This window comes from uncultured Erythrobacter sp. (genome assembly GCF_947499705.1).
GTDB lineage: Bacteria > Pseudomonadota > Alphaproteobacteria > Sphingomonadales > Sphingomonadaceae > Erythrobacter.
Window position 1 is genome coordinate 507,999 of sequence record NZ_CANMPJ010000002.1, and the last position, 16,736, is coordinate 524,734.

The 16,736-nt window shown below is 59.3% G+C and carries 23 protein-coding genes; 18 read left to right on the top strand and 5 right to left on the bottom strand.

Annotated features, from left to right (window positions below; genetic code table 11):
- Positions 1-27 precede the first annotated feature (27 nt).
- The 15 genes from Q0837_RS15350 (at position 28) to Q0837_RS15420 (ending at position 10,403) form a co-directional block, all read left to right on the top strand.
- Entirely contained in the window at positions 28-897 is an 870-nt protein-coding gene (locus Q0837_RS15350) for a helix-turn-helix domain-containing protein (protein ID WP_298470842.1), read from the top strand.
- On the top strand, positions 894-1,805 hold the full coding sequence (locus Q0837_RS15355; RefSeq protein WP_298470844.1) for a helix-turn-helix domain-containing protein: 912 nt from the start codon (positions 894-896) through the stop codon (positions 1,803-1,805). The genes Q0837_RS15350 and Q0837_RS15355 overlap by 4 nt, the downstream gene beginning before the upstream one ends.
- A gap of 119 nt (positions 1,806-1,924) precedes the next feature.
- Positions 1,925-2,365 carry an SUF system Fe-S cluster assembly regulator gene (locus Q0837_RS15360; RefSeq protein WP_298470846.1) on the top strand — a complete coding sequence of 147 codons (441 nt, stop codon included), beginning with the start codon at positions 1,925-1,927 and terminating at the stop codon, positions 2,363-2,365.
- Positions 2,365-3,870, top strand: a complete 1,506-nt coding sequence (gene sufB, locus Q0837_RS15365; RefSeq protein ID WP_298470848.1) for a Fe-S cluster assembly protein SufB — start codon at positions 2,365-2,367, stop codon at positions 3,868-3,870. Before Q0837_RS15360 ends, sufB begins: the two co-directional genes overlap by 1 nt.
- A 5-nt stretch (positions 3,871-3,875) precedes the next feature.
- Positions 3,876-4,439 carry a hypothetical protein gene (locus Q0837_RS15370; RefSeq protein WP_298470850.1) on the top strand — a complete coding sequence of 188 codons (564 nt, stop codon included), beginning with the start codon at positions 3,876-3,878 and terminating at the stop codon, positions 4,437-4,439.
- On the top strand, positions 4,436-4,951 hold the full coding sequence (locus tag Q0837_RS15375; RefSeq protein WP_298470851.1) for an endonuclease domain-containing protein: 516 nt from the start codon (positions 4,436-4,438) through the stop codon (positions 4,949-4,951). The genes Q0837_RS15370 and Q0837_RS15375 overlap by 4 nt, the downstream gene beginning before the upstream one ends.
- A 4-nt stretch (positions 4,952-4,955) precedes the next feature.
- Positions 4,956-5,477 (top strand): hypothetical protein, encoded by a 522-nt coding sequence (locus Q0837_RS15380; RefSeq protein WP_298470854.1) that lies wholly within the window; start codon positions 4,956-4,958, stop codon positions 5,475-5,477.
- 13 nt (positions 5,478-5,490) lie between these two features.
- Positions 5,491-6,252: a Fe-S cluster assembly ATPase SufC gene (gene sufC, locus Q0837_RS15385; RefSeq protein ID WP_298470856.1), complete on the top strand. Its 762-nt coding sequence runs from the start codon at positions 5,491-5,493 to the stop codon at positions 6,250-6,252.
- Entirely contained in the window at positions 6,245-7,009 is a 765-nt protein-coding gene (locus tag Q0837_RS15390; protein WP_298470858.1) for a SufD family Fe-S cluster assembly protein, read from the top strand. The genes sufC and Q0837_RS15390 overlap by 8 nt, the downstream gene beginning before the upstream one ends.
- Positions 7,009-7,431, top strand: a complete 423-nt coding sequence (locus tag Q0837_RS15395; protein ID WP_298470860.1) for a hypothetical protein — start codon at positions 7,009-7,011, stop codon at positions 7,429-7,431. The genes Q0837_RS15390 and Q0837_RS15395 overlap by 1 nt, the downstream gene beginning before the upstream one ends.
- The gene (locus tag Q0837_RS15400; RefSeq protein ID WP_298470861.1) at positions 7,428-7,796 is read left to right on the top strand and encodes a hypothetical protein; all 369 of its coding nucleotides are present in this window, start codon (positions 7,428-7,430) and stop codon (positions 7,794-7,796) included. The genes Q0837_RS15395 and Q0837_RS15400 overlap by 4 nt, the downstream gene beginning before the upstream one ends.
- Positions 7,793-9,031, top strand: a complete 1,239-nt coding sequence (locus Q0837_RS15405; protein WP_298470862.1) for a SufS family cysteine desulfurase — start codon at positions 7,793-7,795, stop codon at positions 9,029-9,031. Before Q0837_RS15400 ends, Q0837_RS15405 begins: the two co-directional genes overlap by 4 nt.
- Before the next feature lie 4 nt (positions 9,032-9,035).
- On the top strand, positions 9,036-9,545 hold the full coding sequence (locus Q0837_RS15410; RefSeq protein ID WP_298470864.1) for an SUF system Fe-S cluster assembly protein: 510 nt from the start codon (positions 9,036-9,038) through the stop codon (positions 9,543-9,545).
- A complete protein-coding gene (locus tag Q0837_RS15415; RefSeq protein ID WP_298470866.1) occupies positions 9,545-9,898 on the top strand; it encodes an iron-sulfur cluster assembly accessory protein in 354 nt (117 codons plus the stop codon). Before Q0837_RS15410 ends, Q0837_RS15415 begins: the two co-directional genes overlap by 1 nt.
- A 55-nt stretch (positions 9,899-9,953) precedes the next feature.
- Positions 9,954-10,403, top strand: coding sequence for a hypothetical protein (locus Q0837_RS15420; protein WP_298470868.1), 450 nt, complete (start codon positions 9,954-9,956; stop codon positions 10,401-10,403).
- Positions 10,404-10,406: 3 nt separating this feature from the next.
- Here the strand turns inward: Q0837_RS15420 and Q0837_RS15425 are convergent, their stop codons facing one another.
- From Q0837_RS15425 to Q0837_RS15435, 3 genes are all read right to left on the bottom strand, one after another.
- Positions 10,407-11,360: a hypothetical protein gene (locus tag Q0837_RS15425; RefSeq protein ID WP_298470870.1), complete on the bottom strand. Its 954-nt coding sequence runs from the start codon at positions 11,358-11,360 to the stop codon at positions 10,407-10,409.
- 73 nt (positions 11,361-11,433) lie between these two features.
- Positions 11,434-11,844, bottom strand: a complete 411-nt coding sequence (locus Q0837_RS15430; RefSeq protein ID WP_298470872.1) for a hypothetical protein — start codon at positions 11,842-11,844, stop codon at positions 11,434-11,436.
- Positions 11,837-12,544: an EI24 domain-containing protein gene (locus tag Q0837_RS15435; protein WP_298470874.1), complete on the bottom strand. Its 708-nt coding sequence runs from the start codon at positions 12,542-12,544 to the stop codon at positions 11,837-11,839. The genes Q0837_RS15430 and Q0837_RS15435 overlap by 8 nt, the downstream gene beginning before the upstream one ends.
- A 146-nt stretch (positions 12,545-12,690) precedes the next feature.
- Between Q0837_RS15435 and Q0837_RS15440 the strand changes: the two genes are divergently transcribed.
- Together Q0837_RS15440 and Q0837_RS15445 are read left to right on the top strand one after the other, a co-directional pair.
- A complete protein-coding gene (locus Q0837_RS15440; RefSeq protein WP_298470876.1) occupies positions 12,691-13,683 on the top strand; it encodes an adenosine kinase in 993 nt (330 codons plus the stop codon).
- A gap of 428 nt (positions 13,684-14,111) precedes the next feature.
- Positions 14,112-14,555, top strand: a complete 444-nt coding sequence (locus tag Q0837_RS15445) for a hypothetical protein (RefSeq protein WP_298470877.1) — start codon at positions 14,112-14,114, stop codon at positions 14,553-14,555.
- Positions 14,556-14,572: 17 nt separating this feature from the next.
- On the opposite strand, the gene Q0837_RS15450 is transcribed toward Q0837_RS15445, so the two are convergent.
- Positions 14,573-14,926, bottom strand: coding sequence for a hypothetical protein (locus tag Q0837_RS15450; RefSeq protein ID WP_298470879.1), 354 nt, complete (start codon positions 14,924-14,926; stop codon positions 14,573-14,575).
- 161 nt (positions 14,927-15,087) lie between these two features.
- Positions 15,088-15,402 carry a UrcA family protein gene (locus tag Q0837_RS15455; protein ID WP_298470880.1) on the bottom strand — a complete coding sequence of 105 codons (315 nt, stop codon included), beginning with the start codon at positions 15,400-15,402 and terminating at the stop codon, positions 15,088-15,090.
- Between the two features lie 100 nt (positions 15,403-15,502).
- Between Q0837_RS15455 and Q0837_RS15460 the strand changes: the two genes are divergently transcribed.
- Positions 15,503-16,438, top strand: a complete 936-nt coding sequence (locus tag Q0837_RS15460; protein WP_298470881.1) for a LysR substrate-binding domain-containing protein — start codon at positions 15,503-15,505, stop codon at positions 16,436-16,438.
- The last annotated feature ends 298 nt before the right edge of the window (positions 16,439-16,736 follow it).

Below are 16,736 nucleotides of genomic sequence, written 5' to 3' on the forward strand. Positions count from 1 at the left end.
TGTAGCTGAGGGTCGCTCCAGGCAGCTATGCCGACCCATTTTTCATTGGACTATTATGATCCGCCGCCGGAGCTCGGCAGGCATATCCTGACGACTTTTTGCTTCGAGACCGAAAACATACTGCTCGAAGACCGGCATCCCGGTGCATTGGGCCAGCTGGTTCTGTTTCCTAGCGGCGAAGGGGGCATTACGTTCGGCGATCGCTTCGATCCTGCCGGTCCCGGGGTCTATGCTTTCAGCGGTTTCAGTTCGGCAACTCCGATGCAGATGCAGGGGCCCTGGCGCGCAATCGGTGCGTCATTGTCACCACTCGGTTGGGCGGCGCTGACCAACAGACATGCTGGTGAACACTTTGATCGATTCTATCCTGCCGAGGAGCTGCTTGGTCCCGAGATTGCCCATTTTGCGCACGATCTCAATCGGCGGTTTCTGGCGGATGAAATCGAAGGGAAAGCCGCCTGCGATGAGCTGACCGCCTGGATCGCGCCGCGCCTTTCGACTGTGTCTTCTTCTCATGAAAAACTGATCGAAAGCACGATTGGCTGGCTTGGTTCGTCGCTCAATCCCGAAATGGAGAGGCTGTTTTCACAGCTAACCTATTCGCGCCGCCAGGCCGAGCGGCTGGTCGAACGATACTTTGGGTTGCCGCCCGCAGCCTTGGCGCGAAAATTTCGGGCGGTGCGCGCCGCCGCTCTGCTTTCGAAACAGGATCTGAGCGACGAAGCAGAAAGCGAGATTGCATTGGCATTCCACGATCAGCCGCACATGATCCGTGAAATCAGGCGCTTCTGCGGCTATACTCCAACACGGCTTGGAGGCCCTCAAGACCCGCTTTTCCACACGATGATCCAAATGAAGAACCTTGATCGACTCAAGGAGTTTCGAGCAATTGAATGAGTGAATCAGACGATCGACCAAAGCCGGCGATTGATGCCAGCACCGAGCATTTCAAGCTCACCTACTTTGATCCTCCGGAAGGTTTGGAGAAGTATATTCTGGCCACCTTCGACTTGCAGTGGAACGAGGATCTGATCGAGGATCGTCACCCCGGCGCGCTCGGCCAGTTGTTCTTTACGATCAAGGGACGCGGATATGCAAAATTCGGTGATCGTACCGACAAGGTTGATGGCGGTCCCATCCTCTTCAACGCTTTTGAAGTTGCCGCGCCATTTCATTTGAGAGGGCCTTGGCGATGTCTGGGGGCCTCACTTTCACCGCATGGCTGGGCCTCGCTGACACAGGCGCCTGTCAACACTCATGGCAATAGCTTCTTGCCCGCCAGTCAGGTGTTGGGCGAGGATATTGATCGTTTTTCGGATGAGCTGACCGAACGGTGTCTGGCAGGAGAAATTTCGGGAGAGCAGGCATGTGACGAGGTTGCGGAGTGGATTCGCCCTCGCCTGAAGCCTGTCCCAAAATCTCACGAAGACTTGATTGATGCGGTGCTTGCGTGGCTGGGGACTTCGCTAAATCCTCCTGTCGAAGCGCTTTTCTACGGTCGGGATTATTCGCGCAGGCAGATTGAGCGCCTGGTGCTGCGCTATTTCGGGTTCACTCCAAGCGCGCTTGCGCGTAAGTTTCGGGCAATCCGCGCCGCCAATCTCTTGTCGCAGCCCGATCTCACCGACGAAGCAGAAGCCGAGATCGCCGAAGCATTCTTCGATCAATCCCACATGGCTAAGGAGATCCGCCGCTTTTGTGGGTATACGCCTTCGCGTCTTGGCGGGGAGGGTGGACCCATGTTTCAACGATTAACGCATATGCAGAATCTGGAGCGCCTTAAGCCGTTTCGCGTGGTCGGATAGAGGTCTCACGCGCGTGAAACGCTAACGACTCGCAACAGGCGCATTTGCGTTGAATTCCGACCAAATTGCTCTTATTTCCCAATTCGGAACGAATCTGTCCGAATTACTGTTTGAGTTGCATGCGCCTTTCGAATCTCGCTGACTATGCTGTCATCACCATGTCGCAGGCCTCGCGTCATTGCGGCGATGGGCGTGTGAGCGCAGCGGAATTGGCGGCGGAAACGGGCTTACCGGTGCCAACTGTGCAGCGGCTGGTTTCCAAATTGACCGCTGCAGGCCTGCTACGCTCGGAACGAGGCGCGCGCGGCGGTTTGCAGCTTGGCCGCCCGGCAGCTGCGATCACCGTTGCCGACATTGTGGAAGCGGTGGAAGGGCCAATTGCGCTCACCGCCTGCGTCGACGGCGTCGATTGCGATTTCGAGGCCAATTGCACGATGAAACCGCACTGGCCTGTGATCAACAGCGCGCTACGCGGCGCTCTGGCGGCTATCTCTCTCGATCAATTGCGCAATCCTCCTGCGCCTGAACTGACCAATCCTCTCAAAGAAGAAGCGGCCTAATGACCGATAATCTTGATCTCGAAACTCCAGAGATGCCAAAGGAAATGGATGCGGATGCGAAGGATGCAGCCGCAGCGGCGGCCGAGTATGAGCACGGTTGGTCGGCGGATATCGACACCGAGTTCGCGGAAAAGGGTCTGAGCGAAGACACTGTCCGCTTCATCTCCGGCAAGAAGGGTGAGCCGGAATGGATGCTCGACTGGCGGCTGAAAGCGTTCCGCATGTGGGAGCAGATGGAAGAGCCGGATTGGGCGAAGGTCGGCTATCCGAAAATCGATTATCAGGACGCCTATTATTACGCCGCGCCGACCAAGAAGGTCGAGCTGGATTCGCTCGACGATCTCGATCCCGATATCAAGGCGGTCTATGACAAACTCGGCATCCCGCTCGGTGAGCAAGAGGTTCTGGCTGGCGTAAAGGGCGCGAAGAAAGTCGCGGTGGATGCGGTGTTCGACAGCGTCAGCGTCGCGACCACTTTCCGTGAGGAATTGAAGAAGGCCGGCGTGATCTTCCTCTCCATTTCCGAGGCGATCAAGGAATATCCCGAGCTGGTCAAAAAGTGGCTCGGCAAGGTCGTGCCGCAGCGCGACAACTACTTTGCGGCGCTTAACTGCGCGGTCTTTTCCGATGGCACCTTCGTCTATGTGCCAGAGGGCGTGCGCTGCCCGATGGAGCTCAGCACCTATTTCCGCATCAATGCGGAGAATACCGGCCAGTTCGAACGCACGCTGATCATTGCGGAGAAGGGGTCCTACGTCTCCTATCTCGAAGGCTGCACCGCGCCGATGCGCGACGAGAATCAGCTGCATGCCGCCGTGGTCGAGCTGGTCGCGATGGAAGACGCCGAGATCAAGTATTCGACCGTCCAGAACTGGTATCCGGGCAATTCCGAAGGCGTCGGCGGCATCTACAACTTCGTGACCAAGCGCGGGCTGTGCCAGGGCGATCGATCCAAGATCAGCTGGACCCAGGTTGAAACCGGCTCTGCGGTGACGTGGAAGTATCCGTCTTGTGTCCTGAACGGCGAAGACAGCGTCGGCGAGTTTTATTCAGTCGCCGTGACCAACAACTTCCAACAGGCCGACACCGGCACCAAGATGATCCACAACGGGCGCGGATCGCGCTCGACGATCATCTCCAAAGGGATCAGCGCGGGCAGATCGAACAACACCTATCGCGGCCTGGTTCGCGTTGGTCCGAAAGCGGATGGCGTGCGCAACTTCACGCAGTGCGACAGCCTGCTGCTCGGCGATGAGAGCGGCGCGCACACTGTGCCCTATATCGAAGTGAAGAACCCCAGCGCGCAGATCGAGCACGAAGCGACCACCTCAAAGATCAGCGACGACCAGATGTTTTACGCCCAGCAGCGCGGGTTGGACGAAGAAGAGGCCGTGGCGCTGATCGTCAACGGCTTCGCCAAGGACGTGCTGAAAGAGCTGCCGATGGAGTTTGCGGTCGAAGCGCAGAAGTTGCTGGCGATCTCGCTTGAGGGGAGTGTGGGCTAGTGTCGATGGAAAATCTCGTGGTTTGGCAGGACAGCGGAATGCCAACAGTTTCCGAGATCAACGCAAAGTGCCAGGACTCAGGCCATTCGGTGGAGTTTGATTCCACGATCGAGATGTTCAATCACACCGGCTATCTGCCAGCGAAACTTGACGGTCATGAAACTGGCTTCGAGTTTTACTATCTTTCGAAGGACAGCCCCGACCTTATCGAACTGGATCCGTACTTCAAGGACTCGCAGGGAGTTATGTCTGTAACCCGAGGGGACTTCAGGGAAAATCTAGTTGCGCTTATATTCTTGCAGGCCGTCTCGCAGCTCACCGATGGTGCCTATTTGGGACTATCCTTCGACATCGCAAAAAATTCAGCCGACACGCCTGGGTATCTGCAATCTGAGATTGAAGGGATGCGGGTTGAGGTGGAGCGAGAAGAGCGAAAAGCGGCGGAGCGCCTCGAGCGACAGAAAGCTCGTTCGGAAACAGAAGGCCCGCCCCCTCTTCATTCTGAACAAAAAGCGGCTCCAAAGTCGAAGGGTAGTTTTTGGTCAAGATTGTTTGGTCTTGACCAATGACTGAACGCAAAACCCTAGGCATCCGTACCGGCTCTGGTGATGATGACGTTGCAGCGACCCTCAACAAGAAGGGGCGCGGGTGGAAGATTTCGGATTCGCGTCTTGATGAGCTGCACAACCAGGCGCGTGAGCGGCGGCGGTTTTCGTCCGACGCTCACAAGGCGCTCGCTAAGCGTTTCGCGACGGCCAATCTTGGGCGGCACACGTTCAAGCGCCACGCTGTTGTCGGCAGCGCGATAGTCGACTTCAATTGCCACTCGCTCGGCATGGCGGTCGATATCTTCGAGGATGGCGATAACGAAGCGCTGGCCTCGCGCCGGGACAAGAGTCTGGAGGCGGTCGGCATCAAGGTGATGCGGATCAAGGCTTCCGAGATACTCGACAATATGGACGGTGTGCTGGAACGTATCACCGCCGGGATGCGCATGCGCATCGAAGACCGAAAAGCGAGCCGCAGAGCGCGCGATAACGATAGCGACTCCAGTTCAGGCGAAGATCAGAGAAGGGACTGATACGATGATCTCAACCGCAATCGCACTCATTATGAGCCTCCAAGGCGTTGGCACAACTGCCGTGGCAATCCGCAATGATGATCCCGAGACATGGACAGTCGAATATCCACGTGTGATTCAGCCTTATGTGGCCGACTATCGTGGCTGTTTGACCTTTGGGATGCGTTACGTGACAGGCGTTGCCGATTTTGAAGAACAACACCGCAGCGATGTGCCGCGATGCGAGCAGGTTCGCGCTCAGTCGATTGCGATATCGATCAATACTTTCGCAGATGCCAAGACCAAATTGACCGAAGCGCAGCTTGAAGAACTCTTTGACGATATTGGCAAGATTCACATCCAGCGCGGGCGTGATCTCGATGAACAGTTCGCCATGCGCATTGCCGCAGTTCAGCGCGCTGAGGCTGAAGGACCGCCTGCTCGCCCCAAACCGCTGGTGATAGATCTGCCTGATCCTTCGGTCGTGAAGTCTCGGTCCAGCTCACCTGCGCCGTCGCCCTCTTCCTCCGATTTCGTCGGAAAATAGTACAGAGATCAACATGCTGACAATCAACAACCTCCGAGCCCAAGTTGGCGATACCGCCATTCTCAAGGGCCTGACATTGCAAGTCGCAGTCGGAGAGATTCATGCCATCATGGGCCCCAACGGGGCGGGCAAGTCCACCTTGTCGAATGTCCTCGGCGGTAAGCCTGGCTATGAAGTGACGGCTGGCTCTGTGGAGTTCCGTGGTCAGGATCTGCTCGATCTGGACCCGCATGAGCGTGCCGCTGCGGGCCTGTTTCTTGGCTTCCAGTACCCAGTAGAAATTCCCGGTGTCTCGAACGTTCAGTTCCTGCGCGAGGCACTGAATTCGCAGCGCAAGGCGCGCGGCGAAGAAGCGCTATCGGGCGGCGAGTTCCTGAAGCTCGCCAAGGAAAAGGCCGGTCTGCTGAAAATGGACATGGAAATGCTCAAGCGGCAGGTCAATGTCGGCTTTTCGGGCGGTGAGAAGAAGCGCGCCGAGATGGTGCAGATGGGCATTCTCGACCCCGCCTTTGCGGTGCTCGACGAGACCGATAGCGGCCTCGATATCGATGCGCTGCGGATTGTTGGTGAAGGGATCAACGCGATCATGCGTCAGCCCGGCAAGGGCGTGCTGCTGATCACCCATTATCAGCGACTGCTCGACGTCGTAAAACCCGACAAAGTCAGCGTTCTGGCTGATGGCCGGATCGTGCAGACCGGCGGGCCGGAGCTGGCGCTGCGGCTCGAAGACGAAGGCTACGATGCTCTCGTGAACGAAAGTCTCGTCGATGCCTGAGGCCGCCACTCTTCCGACGCGGCGCGATGAAGCATGGCGCTATGCCGATATGGACTTCATTGCGCAGTCCGATCCGGCGGTGATCAATCACTGGCGCGTGTTGGACGTGCCTGCGGGGGAAACCCGTTTCGAATACACGGCGCATGACGCCGGAGCAGATTCGCCGGGCATGGTCGATCGGCTCAGGGTGCATGTCGGCAAAGGCGGAAGGTTCGAAGCGTTCAAGGTCATAACCGGCGGCAAATATGCACGGGTCGAATTGGAAGTGACTCTGGACGAAGGCGCGCATTTTGAGTTTGGCGGCGTCACCATTGGCGGCGGCGAAAAAGTGCAGGAATTCGTGACGACTACTGTCCACGCACAGCCCGGTGCGACGTCGAATCAGACGGTCCGCGCGGTGCAATGGGGCACGGCGACTGGCAATTTCCTGGGTGAGGTCAAGGTGGCCCGGCACGCGCAGAAGACTGACGCTGCGCAGAGCTTCAAAGGTCTACTGCTGGAGGCCGGCGCCAGCGCCAATGCGGTGCCGCAGCTGGAAATTTTCGCCGACGACGTGAAGTGCGCACACGGCGCGACCGTCGGAGAACTCGATGAGGCGGCGCGCTACTACATGGCCGCGCGCGGATTATCGCCTGAGCTTGCGCAGAAGCTGCTGGTGCAGGCCTTCATCGGCGACGCATTTGTTGCGCTTGACGATGAGGCCACGCGCGAACGGCTTCTCGAAAAGGCATTGGAAGCATTGGAAGGGAGAGTGTGATGATGAAAAAGTATCTGCTTGCGACACTACCGGTAGCTGGACTTCTTGTGGGAGGAGCGACGGTGCTTCACGCCGAGGACACGAAGAGTGCCGAGGCTCCGCCGGTCAGCGCGTTCAGCCCCATCCAAAGATACGCCATTAGCTATGATGATCCGCGCGACATCGCAGAGTTCTATTTGCGAGACTTTGGTATCAAGGCTCGTGATGCCGAATTCGAGGAGATTGACCATCCCAGCGATGTGTCGATGCGGATCGTGATGGTGACAGTCGATGGAATACGCGACGATTCGGTGCGCGGCATTCAACTGCGCTTAGGCGTGCGAGCCAATGCAGGAAGCTGGGAAGCGGTTGAAGCTGGCATGCGGCGCAAATGCGCCCGTGGTGACGATGCCGGGAAATGGACGAAAGCGGTATGTCCGTGAGCCTGATCGCCAGCCTTTTGTTGCTCCAATCCATGCCGGGTATCGTTCAGCAGCGCACGCCGGAGCTCGATGCGGCAAACGATTGCTTGATCGCCAAGACAAACGAATGGCTACAAAAACACGACTGGCACCCGGCGGATGCTGAGCGTTGGCGCTGGGCAACCAAGATTGTCGAAAAATGCGCGTCCGAGGTAGAGGCAAGTGCACTTTCGATTTCGGAGCCGGGTAATCCGGTAATGCAAATCTATCGCAGCGGCGCCGAAATCAGGATTACCAACCATCAGCTTCGGAAAGCTGAAGCGCTCTATTATGTCGACGGCATCATTAGAGATCGATTTCCGCCCAAAGCGGAGAATTCTGAGTGAACGCACCCGCCGCCTTGGACACGCAAACCATCCGCGATCTGCGCGCCGACTTTCCGGGCCTCGTGACCCGGGACGGCGCGCCGTGGCATTATCTCGATACCGCCGCGACGGCCCAGAAGCCGCGTCAGGTGATCGATGCGATGGCGCGTGCCTTGGGTGAGGATTATGCGACCGTACATCGCGGGGTCTATTCGCGTTCTGCCGAGATGACGCTAGCCTATGAAGGTGCGCGGCGAACGATTGCGACATTCCTGGGTGGGCGCGAGGATGAGATCGTCTTCACGCGCGGCGCGACTGAGGCGATCAACCTCGTTATGAATAGCTGGGGCCGAGCAAACCTTAAGCCGGGCGATCGCATCCTGCTCTCGCAGTTGGAGCATCACTCGAATATCGTCCCGTGGCAGATGGTGGCGGAGGCCACCGGCGCTGAAATCGATGTCTGCCCACTGACCGTTGATCACCAGATCGATCTCGACGCTGCTGAAGTCATGCTGACGGATCGGCACAAGCTGGTCGCATTCTGCCACGTCTCGAATGTGCTCGGCAGCGTGCTCGATGCGCCGCGCGCTGCGGCTTTGACACACAGAGTGGGCGCAAAGCTGCTGCTCGATGGCTGCCAGTCGGCACCGCACATGTCAGTTGATGTGACGACGTTTAATTGCGATTTCTATGTCTTCAGCGCGCACAAGCTCTACGGGCCGACCGGGATCGGCGCCTTGTGGGCGCGGAGCGAAATTCTGGATGCCATGCCCGCATGGGAAGGCGGCGGATCGATGATCGACCGCGTTACCTTCGAGAAGACCACCTATGCACCCGCCCCGCAGCGCTTTGAGGCGGGCACCCCGGCCATCACCGAAGCTGTCGCGTTCGCCGCTGCTGCTGACTACGTCACCGAAATCGGCACGGCCCGCATTCACGAAACCGAGGCTGCGCTGGTCGCGCGCCTGCGCCGCGAATTGGGTGCGATGAACGATGTGACACTCTTCGGCCCGGCGGACAGCGCCGGAATTGTCAGCTTTGCGATCGACGGAATCCACCCGCACGATCTCGGCACGATTCTGGACGAAGCCAATGTCGCGATCCGCGCCGGGCACCATTGCGCACAGCCTTTGATGGACTATCTCGGCGTTCCCGCGACCGCGCGCGCCAGCTTCGGCGTCTATTCGACCGATGCCGATGTCGATGCGCTGCTCGAAGGCATTGCCCGCACAAGACGAATTTTTGGAAGAGAGTAGGCCCATGAACAAGCCCACTGAAGAACGCGAATTTGTCGCAGCTCCGGCTCCGAATGACGAGGTGATTGCAAAACCACCCCGTGCGCGCGTGTCCGATGCGGTCGATCCCGATGAAGGCGAGACGGATGCTGCTCCTGCTAAGCGTGAACGCGACTATCTCGATGGCTTCCTCGCCGCCAAGCCTGCCGAAGGTCCTGTGGGTGGCCCCGGTAGCGAGCTCCAACAGGCCGTGATTGATGCGCTTAAGGAAATCTACGACCCGGAGATCCCGGTCAATATCTACGATCTCGGCCTGATCTACGGCGTCGAAGTCGATGACGAAGCCGATGCGACTGTAACAATGACGCTGACGACGCCGCATTGCCCGGTCGCTGAGACAATGCCCGGTGAAGTCGAACTGCGCGCGTCCTCTGTGCCTGGAATTCGCGATGCCGAGGTGAATCTGGTCTGGGACCCGCCATGGAGCCCCGAAAAGATGACCGACGAAGCGCGGCTCGAACTGGGGATGCTGTGATGAGCACCAAAACCAGAGAACGTCCAGCCGCTGTCATTCTGACCAAGGGTGCCGAGGATCGCATCGCACACCTGATGAGCAAGGCTCCGGACGATGCGATCGGTGTCAAACTCTCAACCCCGCGCCGAGGCTGTTCAGGCCTTGCCTATTCGGTCGATTACGTCGCCGAAGAGGCCAAATTCGACGAGAAAATCGAAACGCCGGGCGGCATTTTCTACATCGACGGCGCGAGCGTGTTGTATCTCGTTGGGTCGACCATGGATTGGCAGGAAGACGATTTCACCGCCGGGTTCGTGTTCGAAAACCCCAACGCCAAGGGTGCGTGCGGTTGCGGCGAGAGCTTTATGGTCTGACTTCAGGGCTCTGCGCCTATGGCGAACAGCGGTGTAGTGTGATAGTAAGGCACCTATGGCTGAGCGGAAACCTGACTACAAGAAGCGCTACGAAGAACTGATGCGCAACGCGGGCGAGCGTAGGCGCACAATTTCGGCACGCACGCTCGAGAATGAGCGTCGCTTTCGCATTGAGCAGAAACGCCTTGCGCAGCAACGCACCAACGTAGAGCGCACCGCGCGGGTTGAGCGCGACTTACGCCAACACGCCAAGCTTGTGCGTGTGGTAGCGCTGATCCAGCGCGAATTGGCGGCGCTCCAAGTGAAACTGGATACCGCGACCGATAGAGATGAAATCATCCTGCTCAAGGCCGAAATCGCGCATTTGCGGGTGCTCAAGACAAACTTGAGCCAAAGGCCGCCACGTAAACCGCCGGAGAGCGGAATGCGCATGCCCGCAGTTCCACCACGCGGGCCGTTACCGAAACAAGGCGGCGCCGAAGCACCGCTCGATTTCGGCGCGTAGCGGTCAGTCTTCCTCGGCCAGCCGCGCGATCAGGCGGCGTTCGAGATCGTCGATCTGTCCATCGCCATCGATTTGCGCATCGACCCAGCTTTGTTCTTGGTCGGTGACAGCATCACCGGCGGCAAAGTCAACGGCATAGTCGTTCTGCGGACCGTCCGTGCCTTTGAGGTGCTCTATAGCCCAGTCGATGCGTTCGCCGACACCTGCTGTGCTGTTCGCCATCGCGCCCAGAAATGCGCCGTGGCCTTTGCTTTCGGTTTCGACGAATTTCACCAGCTCCAGCTTGCGCTCGTGGCTCAATTGCGCGTTGTCGAGCGTGAAGCCGCGCAGGAAGTTGCTCACCCCGTCGACGAACAGGTCTGCCCATTCGGGAGCGTTCTCATCTTCCAGCGTTGCGTCTTTCAGACGGAACAGAAGCTCGGCATCGAACCGGCTCACGGCAGCGGGGCCATAGCCTCCGCTGGCAAAGATCACCCGGCGCAGGATCCTGCATTCGGCGGAGCTGATGTGTGTGGCCGACAAATCGCCGCCGCAGCGGGTCGGGCCGGTTCCGGTGAGCACTTCGCGTTCGATTTGTTCCAGAACATAATTCTTGAGGCGAACAGGCACGTTTTCAGCACGTTCGACGATCCGGACGATGGTTTCCAGTTCGACCATGCTGTCGACCACGCCATCGTGATCGACCTGCGCAATAAGCCATGCCGCCTCGGAATCGTTGCATTGCAGGCGCGGCTTAGTGCCATTGAGCACATATTCGCCAATCGCTTCGACAAAGAAATCGCACCATTCTTCTGAGCGCTCGCTCAATGAATTGTTGAGCGCAAACAAAGCCTCGGCTTCGTCCTGATGGATCACACCATCGCCCCAGCCCTGGCGGCGAAGCGCCAGGACTTCCTCTGGCGAAACCTGTCCATCGTCCGCTGCGCGCTGCGCAAGCTCAGAAAAATGCGTCGTCATATGCCGGTCAAACCCTCTGCAATTCGCGCATCTTATGGCACGAACGCACTTAAGACGGGGTTACCAAGCCGATTTACCGTCGCTCTATCTCGGCGATACAGGCCGCCCGATCGACTTCGCCCCCGCCGGAGCGCAAGCGGGCATCGACATGCGTTGCGACCGGTTCTGACCCTGCTTCCAGCGGGTAAAGGAAGATGTCGAGCACACAGCGATCGCTGGAAAATTGCAGCTTGCGCGCGTCTCCCTCTGCCAAGTCGATCCGCGCGGATCCAAACCGTGCAGTGAGTGTTGTGGCGCGCGCACCAATCACTCCGTCCAATCCGCGCTGGCGCATCACTTGCGGCGGGCGGAAGGCCCCGTTTGAAGGCGGAGCCGAGACCGGCGGGCGCGCAGCGGTCGAAGCGGTTCGGGCGGGCGCCGTCCCGGAGCCACCGGCGCAGGCCGAGATCGCAAGGGCGGAGAGCAAGGCAGCAAGTTTACGCATGGGCAGACCCCTTTGATCCCAGGCGATTCATTGCACCATGCGTCACATGCGTTCCTGCCGCCGCGCCGATAATCGGAGCGAGCAACCCTGCCAGCGGCACCAGCATGAGCCCGGCGATTGCGCCGCCCAGCACAAACCGGTCAAAGCCGCTTACCGGGCTTCCCACTGGCTCATCACCGCAGTGCCGCAGCCAGGCCATATCGGTCAGCTCACGGCCCAGCAGGACAGCGTTGACCAACAGGAATACGATCGCTGGTCCAATCGCAGTAAACATCAGGACTACCGCGAACGGCAGCGCCAACAGGTTGAACAGCACCGCGCGCCCGGCACCCCTCAGCGAATTGGCAAGATCGCGCTTGAACGGCAGCTTTTTCGCGCGGCACGCTGCCTCCGGATAATGCTGCATTTCGACAGCCGCGACGATCTCATCGGCGAAAAACTGGAGCACTGCGAGTGCGACAACGCGAAACAGCAACCACGCTGCAAGCAGCGTCAGGATAATTGCCGCAACGGCTTCCAGCGTCCCGCCTGCCGACCACGCGTACTCGTTCCCGATCCAGAGCAGGATGCGATAGACCCCGTAGCCACCGATAACGAACAGCAGCAGTGTGATGCCGATGCTTTTCACCGCGACCTTCACCACCGCCGGATCGGCGAGCTGGCGGGCGGCCTTGAACAGGGAAGCGATAACCGGAGACATCAAGACCCCGAATGCGCCAGCCGGGCAGCGCAAGTCAAACCGGTTCACCGGGCCATCCGCAGATCATCTCGCCCCTTGGCCTAGCGCGCCTACCCCGCTAGGCGATCCGCAACCTTCCCTGATCCCAAACAACAGGACCAATATTTGTGACCGAACCGCGTTATGACGTGATCGCCATCGGCAATGCCGTGGTCGACGTAATTGCATCGTGCCAGGAAGAGCTAATCGAGGAATTGCAGCTTAATCGCGGCGGCATGACCCTGATCGATGAGGCCCGCGCCGACGAGCTCTACAATGCGATGCCGCCGGCTCGCGAAGTTTCGGGCGGATCGGCTGCGAACACCTTGGCGGGGCTTTCCACGCTGGGGCTGCAATGCGCGTTTATCGGCCAGGTCGCCGATGATCAGCTTGGCAAAGTATTTCGCCACGACATGAAGGCGACCGGGATCGATTTCGACACCCCCGCCCGTGATGGCGAACCCGCGACGGGACGCGTGCTTATCTTCGTGACGCCCGATGGCGAGCGGACGATGAACACCTTCCTTGGCGCAGGCCAGTTTCTGCCAGCCAGCGCGCTGGACGAGGATCTGATCGCAAGCGGCGCGATCCTCTATCTCGAAGGCTATCTGTGGGATCCCGAAGAGCCCCGCCGCGCGATGCGCCGCGCAATTGAAGTTGCCCGCGATGCCGGTCGCAAGATCGCCTTCACCGCCAGCGAAAGCTTCGTAATCGACCGCCATGGTGACGATTTCCGCGCGATGATCGATGACGGCGTGATCGATATCTTGTTCGTCAACGAAAGCGAGCTGGCGACGCTGACCGGCGAAGACGATTTCGAAGCCGGGATTGCGGCGGTTTCGGGCAAGGTCCCGGTCCTGGTCGCAACCCGCAGCGAAAAAGGCGCGGTGGCCATCGCGCATGGTGAGCGCGCCGAAGTCGCCGCTGTGCCCGTGACCAAAGTGGTTGATACGACCGGCGCAGGCGATCAGTTCGCCGCCGGTTTCCTCTCCGGCTTCGCACGCGGCGAGCCGCTGACCAGTTGCCTCAAACGCGGCGCGATTGCAGCGTCCGAGGTCATTTCACATTACGGCCCGCGCCCCGAAGCAGACATGAAAGCGATGATGGCGGAGAGGTTGTAGCCCGTCCGCGCGCAAGGATGGGCGTGCGGAAGCAAAGAACTCAAAGTTGACACACCTGACACGGTGTCACCCAGTGTTTTACGCGAATTACCTCAGGAATAGAGAGGGTTGTGTGCGAGGGGCGAAGTTGACACTTTTCCAACTCGAAATGCGCATTGGTTCAGGTTCAACGATTTCAAAGAGCGGGCGAAATCTACCCGTCCCCAGCCGAGTAGGAAAGCGCGCACCTTTCTTGCGGTACGCAGCGGTGATAGCCCCCGCTTATGGCATCGAACTGGTTGAATACGGCGCTCGGCTTGGCCGCGATCGGGGTGCTTGGGGGCTGCGCGCCTGATCCAATCCCCGCCGGCGCCCGACCCGACATCACTCTGAAAAACGGGATTGTATGGTATTGGCAACAACCCGTTGAAGGCGGCTGCGTCGACTGGATGGCCCAGGAAGCCTGGGTTGATGCGAGGGTGCAGGTGGAAACCGAATGCGTTGAGCGGGGGACCACGGAGTATGGCGAGGTCAATGGCCTGTCTTACTCGTCCAGCTTCGACGAGATTACTTTCCACGGATACTGGCCCTGGTCCCCAAACACATCCTACGATTTGATGGTGTTCGATGAGGATGGGAACTGGATCGAGACCGAACCATGTCCACACGAGCTCGCAGAAGCCGATCTGCGAAAGCTGCGGGCAGTTGTGGAGCAGGCTCTTCAGATCTCCTCGAGCCAAGGAGAGACGAAAGTTTTGGGTCGCGTCGAGGAGCGCCTTGCAATGACCGACGGCACCGGTCTTGCTGTGTCACAATTCGGCTGTTCGCACCGACCTGACGACCCGTCCTGGCGCGATACGGCAGCTCGGCCCAATCCGTGGACGGACGAGTAGTTGTTGGAGCAACCCTCCTACTTCACCCGGCGAAAATCACCCCGACGCAAAGTGATCATGTAGTCGGCGATCTCCTCAGCCTGTTCCGGGGAGAGATCGAAATCCATCACTTCGGGATAATTGTGCGCGTCGGTAAGCCAGGCGGCGAGCGTGTCTTCGCTCAACCCCTCGCGATTAGCGATGGAATCGAAGCTTGGCGCGGCTGGATTGGGCGAAAGAAACGGCGGCTGCACGGCGTGGCATCCGCCGCATGCGGCTTCAACGAAGGCAGGCGGTTCGGGCGCAGCCGTTTGCGGCGCTTGCGTGCCGGTCGTTTGGCAGGCGGCCAATGGCACGGCGGACAGGGCGAGGATCAGGGCGCGATAGGTCATGCACCAAGACAACCACACCACGGTGAATCAATCATTGATCGACATCAATAACGCGGGTCTCGAAGGCGTGCGCGCATACATCAAGTTCAACTTGTGCTTGGCAAGCGATCCCGCCCGAGGGGACTGAGTCGGACGGGATCGCAGGGACAGCCAGCGGCGTCCTATCGCGCGGCCACCTTCGCGGTGCTCAGGGCCTGCGCGATCAAAGCGTCGCGCAGTGGCCGAACTTCCTGCGTCTTGGCTTCGACGCATTTGCGGAAGCTGATCCAGGCGGGAAGGCCCGGGCTCTTATGGACGGCGCAGACCTTGTCGATCGCCGAGCTGAGCCGCTGGTCGAGCACTGTGCGCCCCCGTTCGCTGCTCAGGTTCAGATCGGCTGCGGAAACGGTAACAGTGCGGGTGTCGGGGCCGCTGGCCACTGCAGGCGAGGCAGCTGCGGCGAGCGAAAGGGCGAGTGTGAGTGCTAGTCTTTTCATGGGTCACCTCCGTGTTTGGGTGACCACTAGTTGTCCCATCAATCGCGACAGTACCAACAAAACGCTGGCTTCAACCATAAGCCACACTTATAGTATTGCGATGTCGAACCTTCCTCCCCTTGCAGCGATCCGTGTGTTTGAAGCGGCGGCGCGCCACGGGAATTTCACCCGCGCGGCGGAAGAGCTCGGACTGACACAGGCAGGCGTCAGCTATCAGATCAAGGTGCTGGAGGAGCGCGTCGGCACCGTTTTGTTCGTGCGACAAGGGCGTGGGATGGCGCTGACCCCGGCGGGCGAAGCGCTCTCGCCGCGCATCTCGCAGGCGTTCTCCGACATGGAGGGTGCGTTCGAAGGGTTGCGCGGCGATGATGACGCGGTGCTGTCGATCGCCTGCGCGGAAACTATGGCAACGCAATTCCTTGCGCCGCGTCTCGGCTGCTTTCAGCTTGCCCATCCGGATATCGCCGTCCGGATCGATGTCAGTGACCGGATTGTCGACCTTGAGGCGGGCGATTGCGATGTGGCGATCCGCTACACTCAGCATCCGCCCGAGCGGTTGCACAGCCATTTCCTGATGCGCGGAGGGATTGCGCCAGTTGCGAGCCCGTCCTTTGTGGAAGCCAATGCGCTCGGTGCACCAGCAGACCTGACCCGCAACCGCCGCGTCTCGCCCGATTACCCGTGGTGGCAGCGCTGGGACGAAGCGACATGCAGCGAGTCCGCATCTCAACCAAGCAGCAGCGGGGCGCTGCAATTCGACTCGCAAATACTCGACGCACAGGCAGCGATCAGCGGCCACGGTGCTGCGCTTCTGATGCCGCCAATGTTTCAGAACGAGTTGCGGGACGGCCGCCTGATCCGCCCTTTCGCACAGGTGGCATGGCTCACCCACAGCTTCCGCCTGGTCTACCCCGAAGTCCGCAAGAACTCCGCCAAGGTGCGGGCGTTCAGAGCGTGGCTCGACAAGGAACTGCGTGAGCTAATGGGTGACGATCCGGAGGTATTTTTGATGGAGGGTGGGGTTGATCAACGTTGATTCGCTAGCCGAAGAGCGCAAGCCCACAAGCTAACAATCTGTCAAATTTTGAGCGCGACTCGCGACTCGATTGGGCCTCAAGAGTCAATTTTCTGCGGGTTTTGAGGACGTTGATTCTGGGAAAGTCTCATCCAGCCTGTGGGTAAACGACTTTTCCCCGACAAGATTTTTCCTCTTGCCAAGCGATTTTCTCTAGGAATCTCGCAGAGTCGCACCGTGCATCTCAGATGAAATCATGGCAATCTAGGCCGCTTACGATATCCACAGGCTTATTCCTCTTGCGCGAACCCCAATCGTG

Coding starts and splice junctions, on each gene's coding strand:
- sufC (WP_298470856.1), top strand. CDS start 5,491: ATGCTGACAATCAACAACCTCCGAGCCCAAGTTGGCGATACCGCCATT.
- Q0837_RS15420 (WP_298470868.1), top strand. CDS start 9,954: ATGGCTGAGCGGAAACCTGACTACAAGAAGCGCTACGAAGAACTGATG.
- Q0837_RS15415 (WP_298470866.1), top strand. CDS start 9,545: ATGAGCACCAAAACCAGAGAACGTCCAGCCGCTGTCATTCTGACCAAG.
- Q0837_RS15390 (WP_298470858.1), top strand. CDS start 6,245: ATGCCTGAGGCCGCCACTCTTCCGACGCGGCGCGATGAAGCATGGCGC.
- Q0837_RS15425 (WP_298470870.1), bottom strand. CDS start 11,360: ATGACGACGCATTTTTCTGAGCTTGCGCAGCGCGCAGCGGACGATGGA.
- Q0837_RS15395 (WP_298470860.1), top strand. CDS start 7,009: ATGATGAAAAAGTATCTGCTTGCGACACTACCGGTAGCTGGACTTCTT.
- Q0837_RS15460 (WP_298470881.1), top strand. CDS start 15,503: ATGTCGAACCTTCCTCCCCTTGCAGCGATCCGTGTGTTTGAAGCGGCG.
- Q0837_RS15435 (WP_298470874.1), bottom strand. CDS start 12,544: ATGTCTCCGGTTATCGCTTCCCTGTTCAAGGCCGCCCGCCAGCTCGCC.
- Q0837_RS15375 (WP_298470851.1), top strand. CDS start 4,436: ATGACTGAACGCAAAACCCTAGGCATCCGTACCGGCTCTGGTGATGAT.
- sufB (WP_298470848.1), top strand. CDS start 2,365: ATGACCGATAATCTTGATCTCGAAACTCCAGAGATGCCAAAGGAAATG.
- Q0837_RS15430 (WP_298470872.1), bottom strand. CDS start 11,844: ATGCGTAAACTTGCTGCCTTGCTCTCCGCCCTTGCGATCTCGGCCTGC.
- Q0837_RS15370 (WP_298470850.1), top strand. CDS start 3,876: ATGGAAAATCTCGTGGTTTGGCAGGACAGCGGAATGCCAACAGTTTCC.
- Q0837_RS15450 (WP_298470879.1), bottom strand. CDS start 14,926: ATGACCTATCGCGCCCTGATCCTCGCCCTGTCCGCCGTGCCATTGGCC.
- Q0837_RS15455 (WP_298470880.1), bottom strand. CDS start 15,402: ATGAAAAGACTAGCACTCACACTCGCCCTTTCGCTCGCCGCAGCTGCC.
- Q0837_RS15360 (WP_298470846.1), top strand. CDS start 1,925: ATGCGCCTTTCGAATCTCGCTGACTATGCTGTCATCACCATGTCGCAG.
- Q0837_RS15350 (WP_298470842.1), top strand. CDS start 28: ATGCCGACCCATTTTTCATTGGACTATTATGATCCGCCGCCGGAGCTC.
- Q0837_RS15445 (WP_298470877.1), top strand. CDS start 14,112: ATGGCCCAGGAAGCCTGGGTTGATGCGAGGGTGCAGGTGGAAACCGAA.
- Q0837_RS15355 (WP_298470844.1), top strand. CDS start 894: ATGAGTGAATCAGACGATCGACCAAAGCCGGCGATTGATGCCAGCACC.
- Q0837_RS15380 (WP_298470854.1), top strand. CDS start 4,956: ATGATCTCAACCGCAATCGCACTCATTATGAGCCTCCAAGGCGTTGGC.
- Q0837_RS15410 (WP_298470864.1), top strand. CDS start 9,036: ATGAACAAGCCCACTGAAGAACGCGAATTTGTCGCAGCTCCGGCTCCG.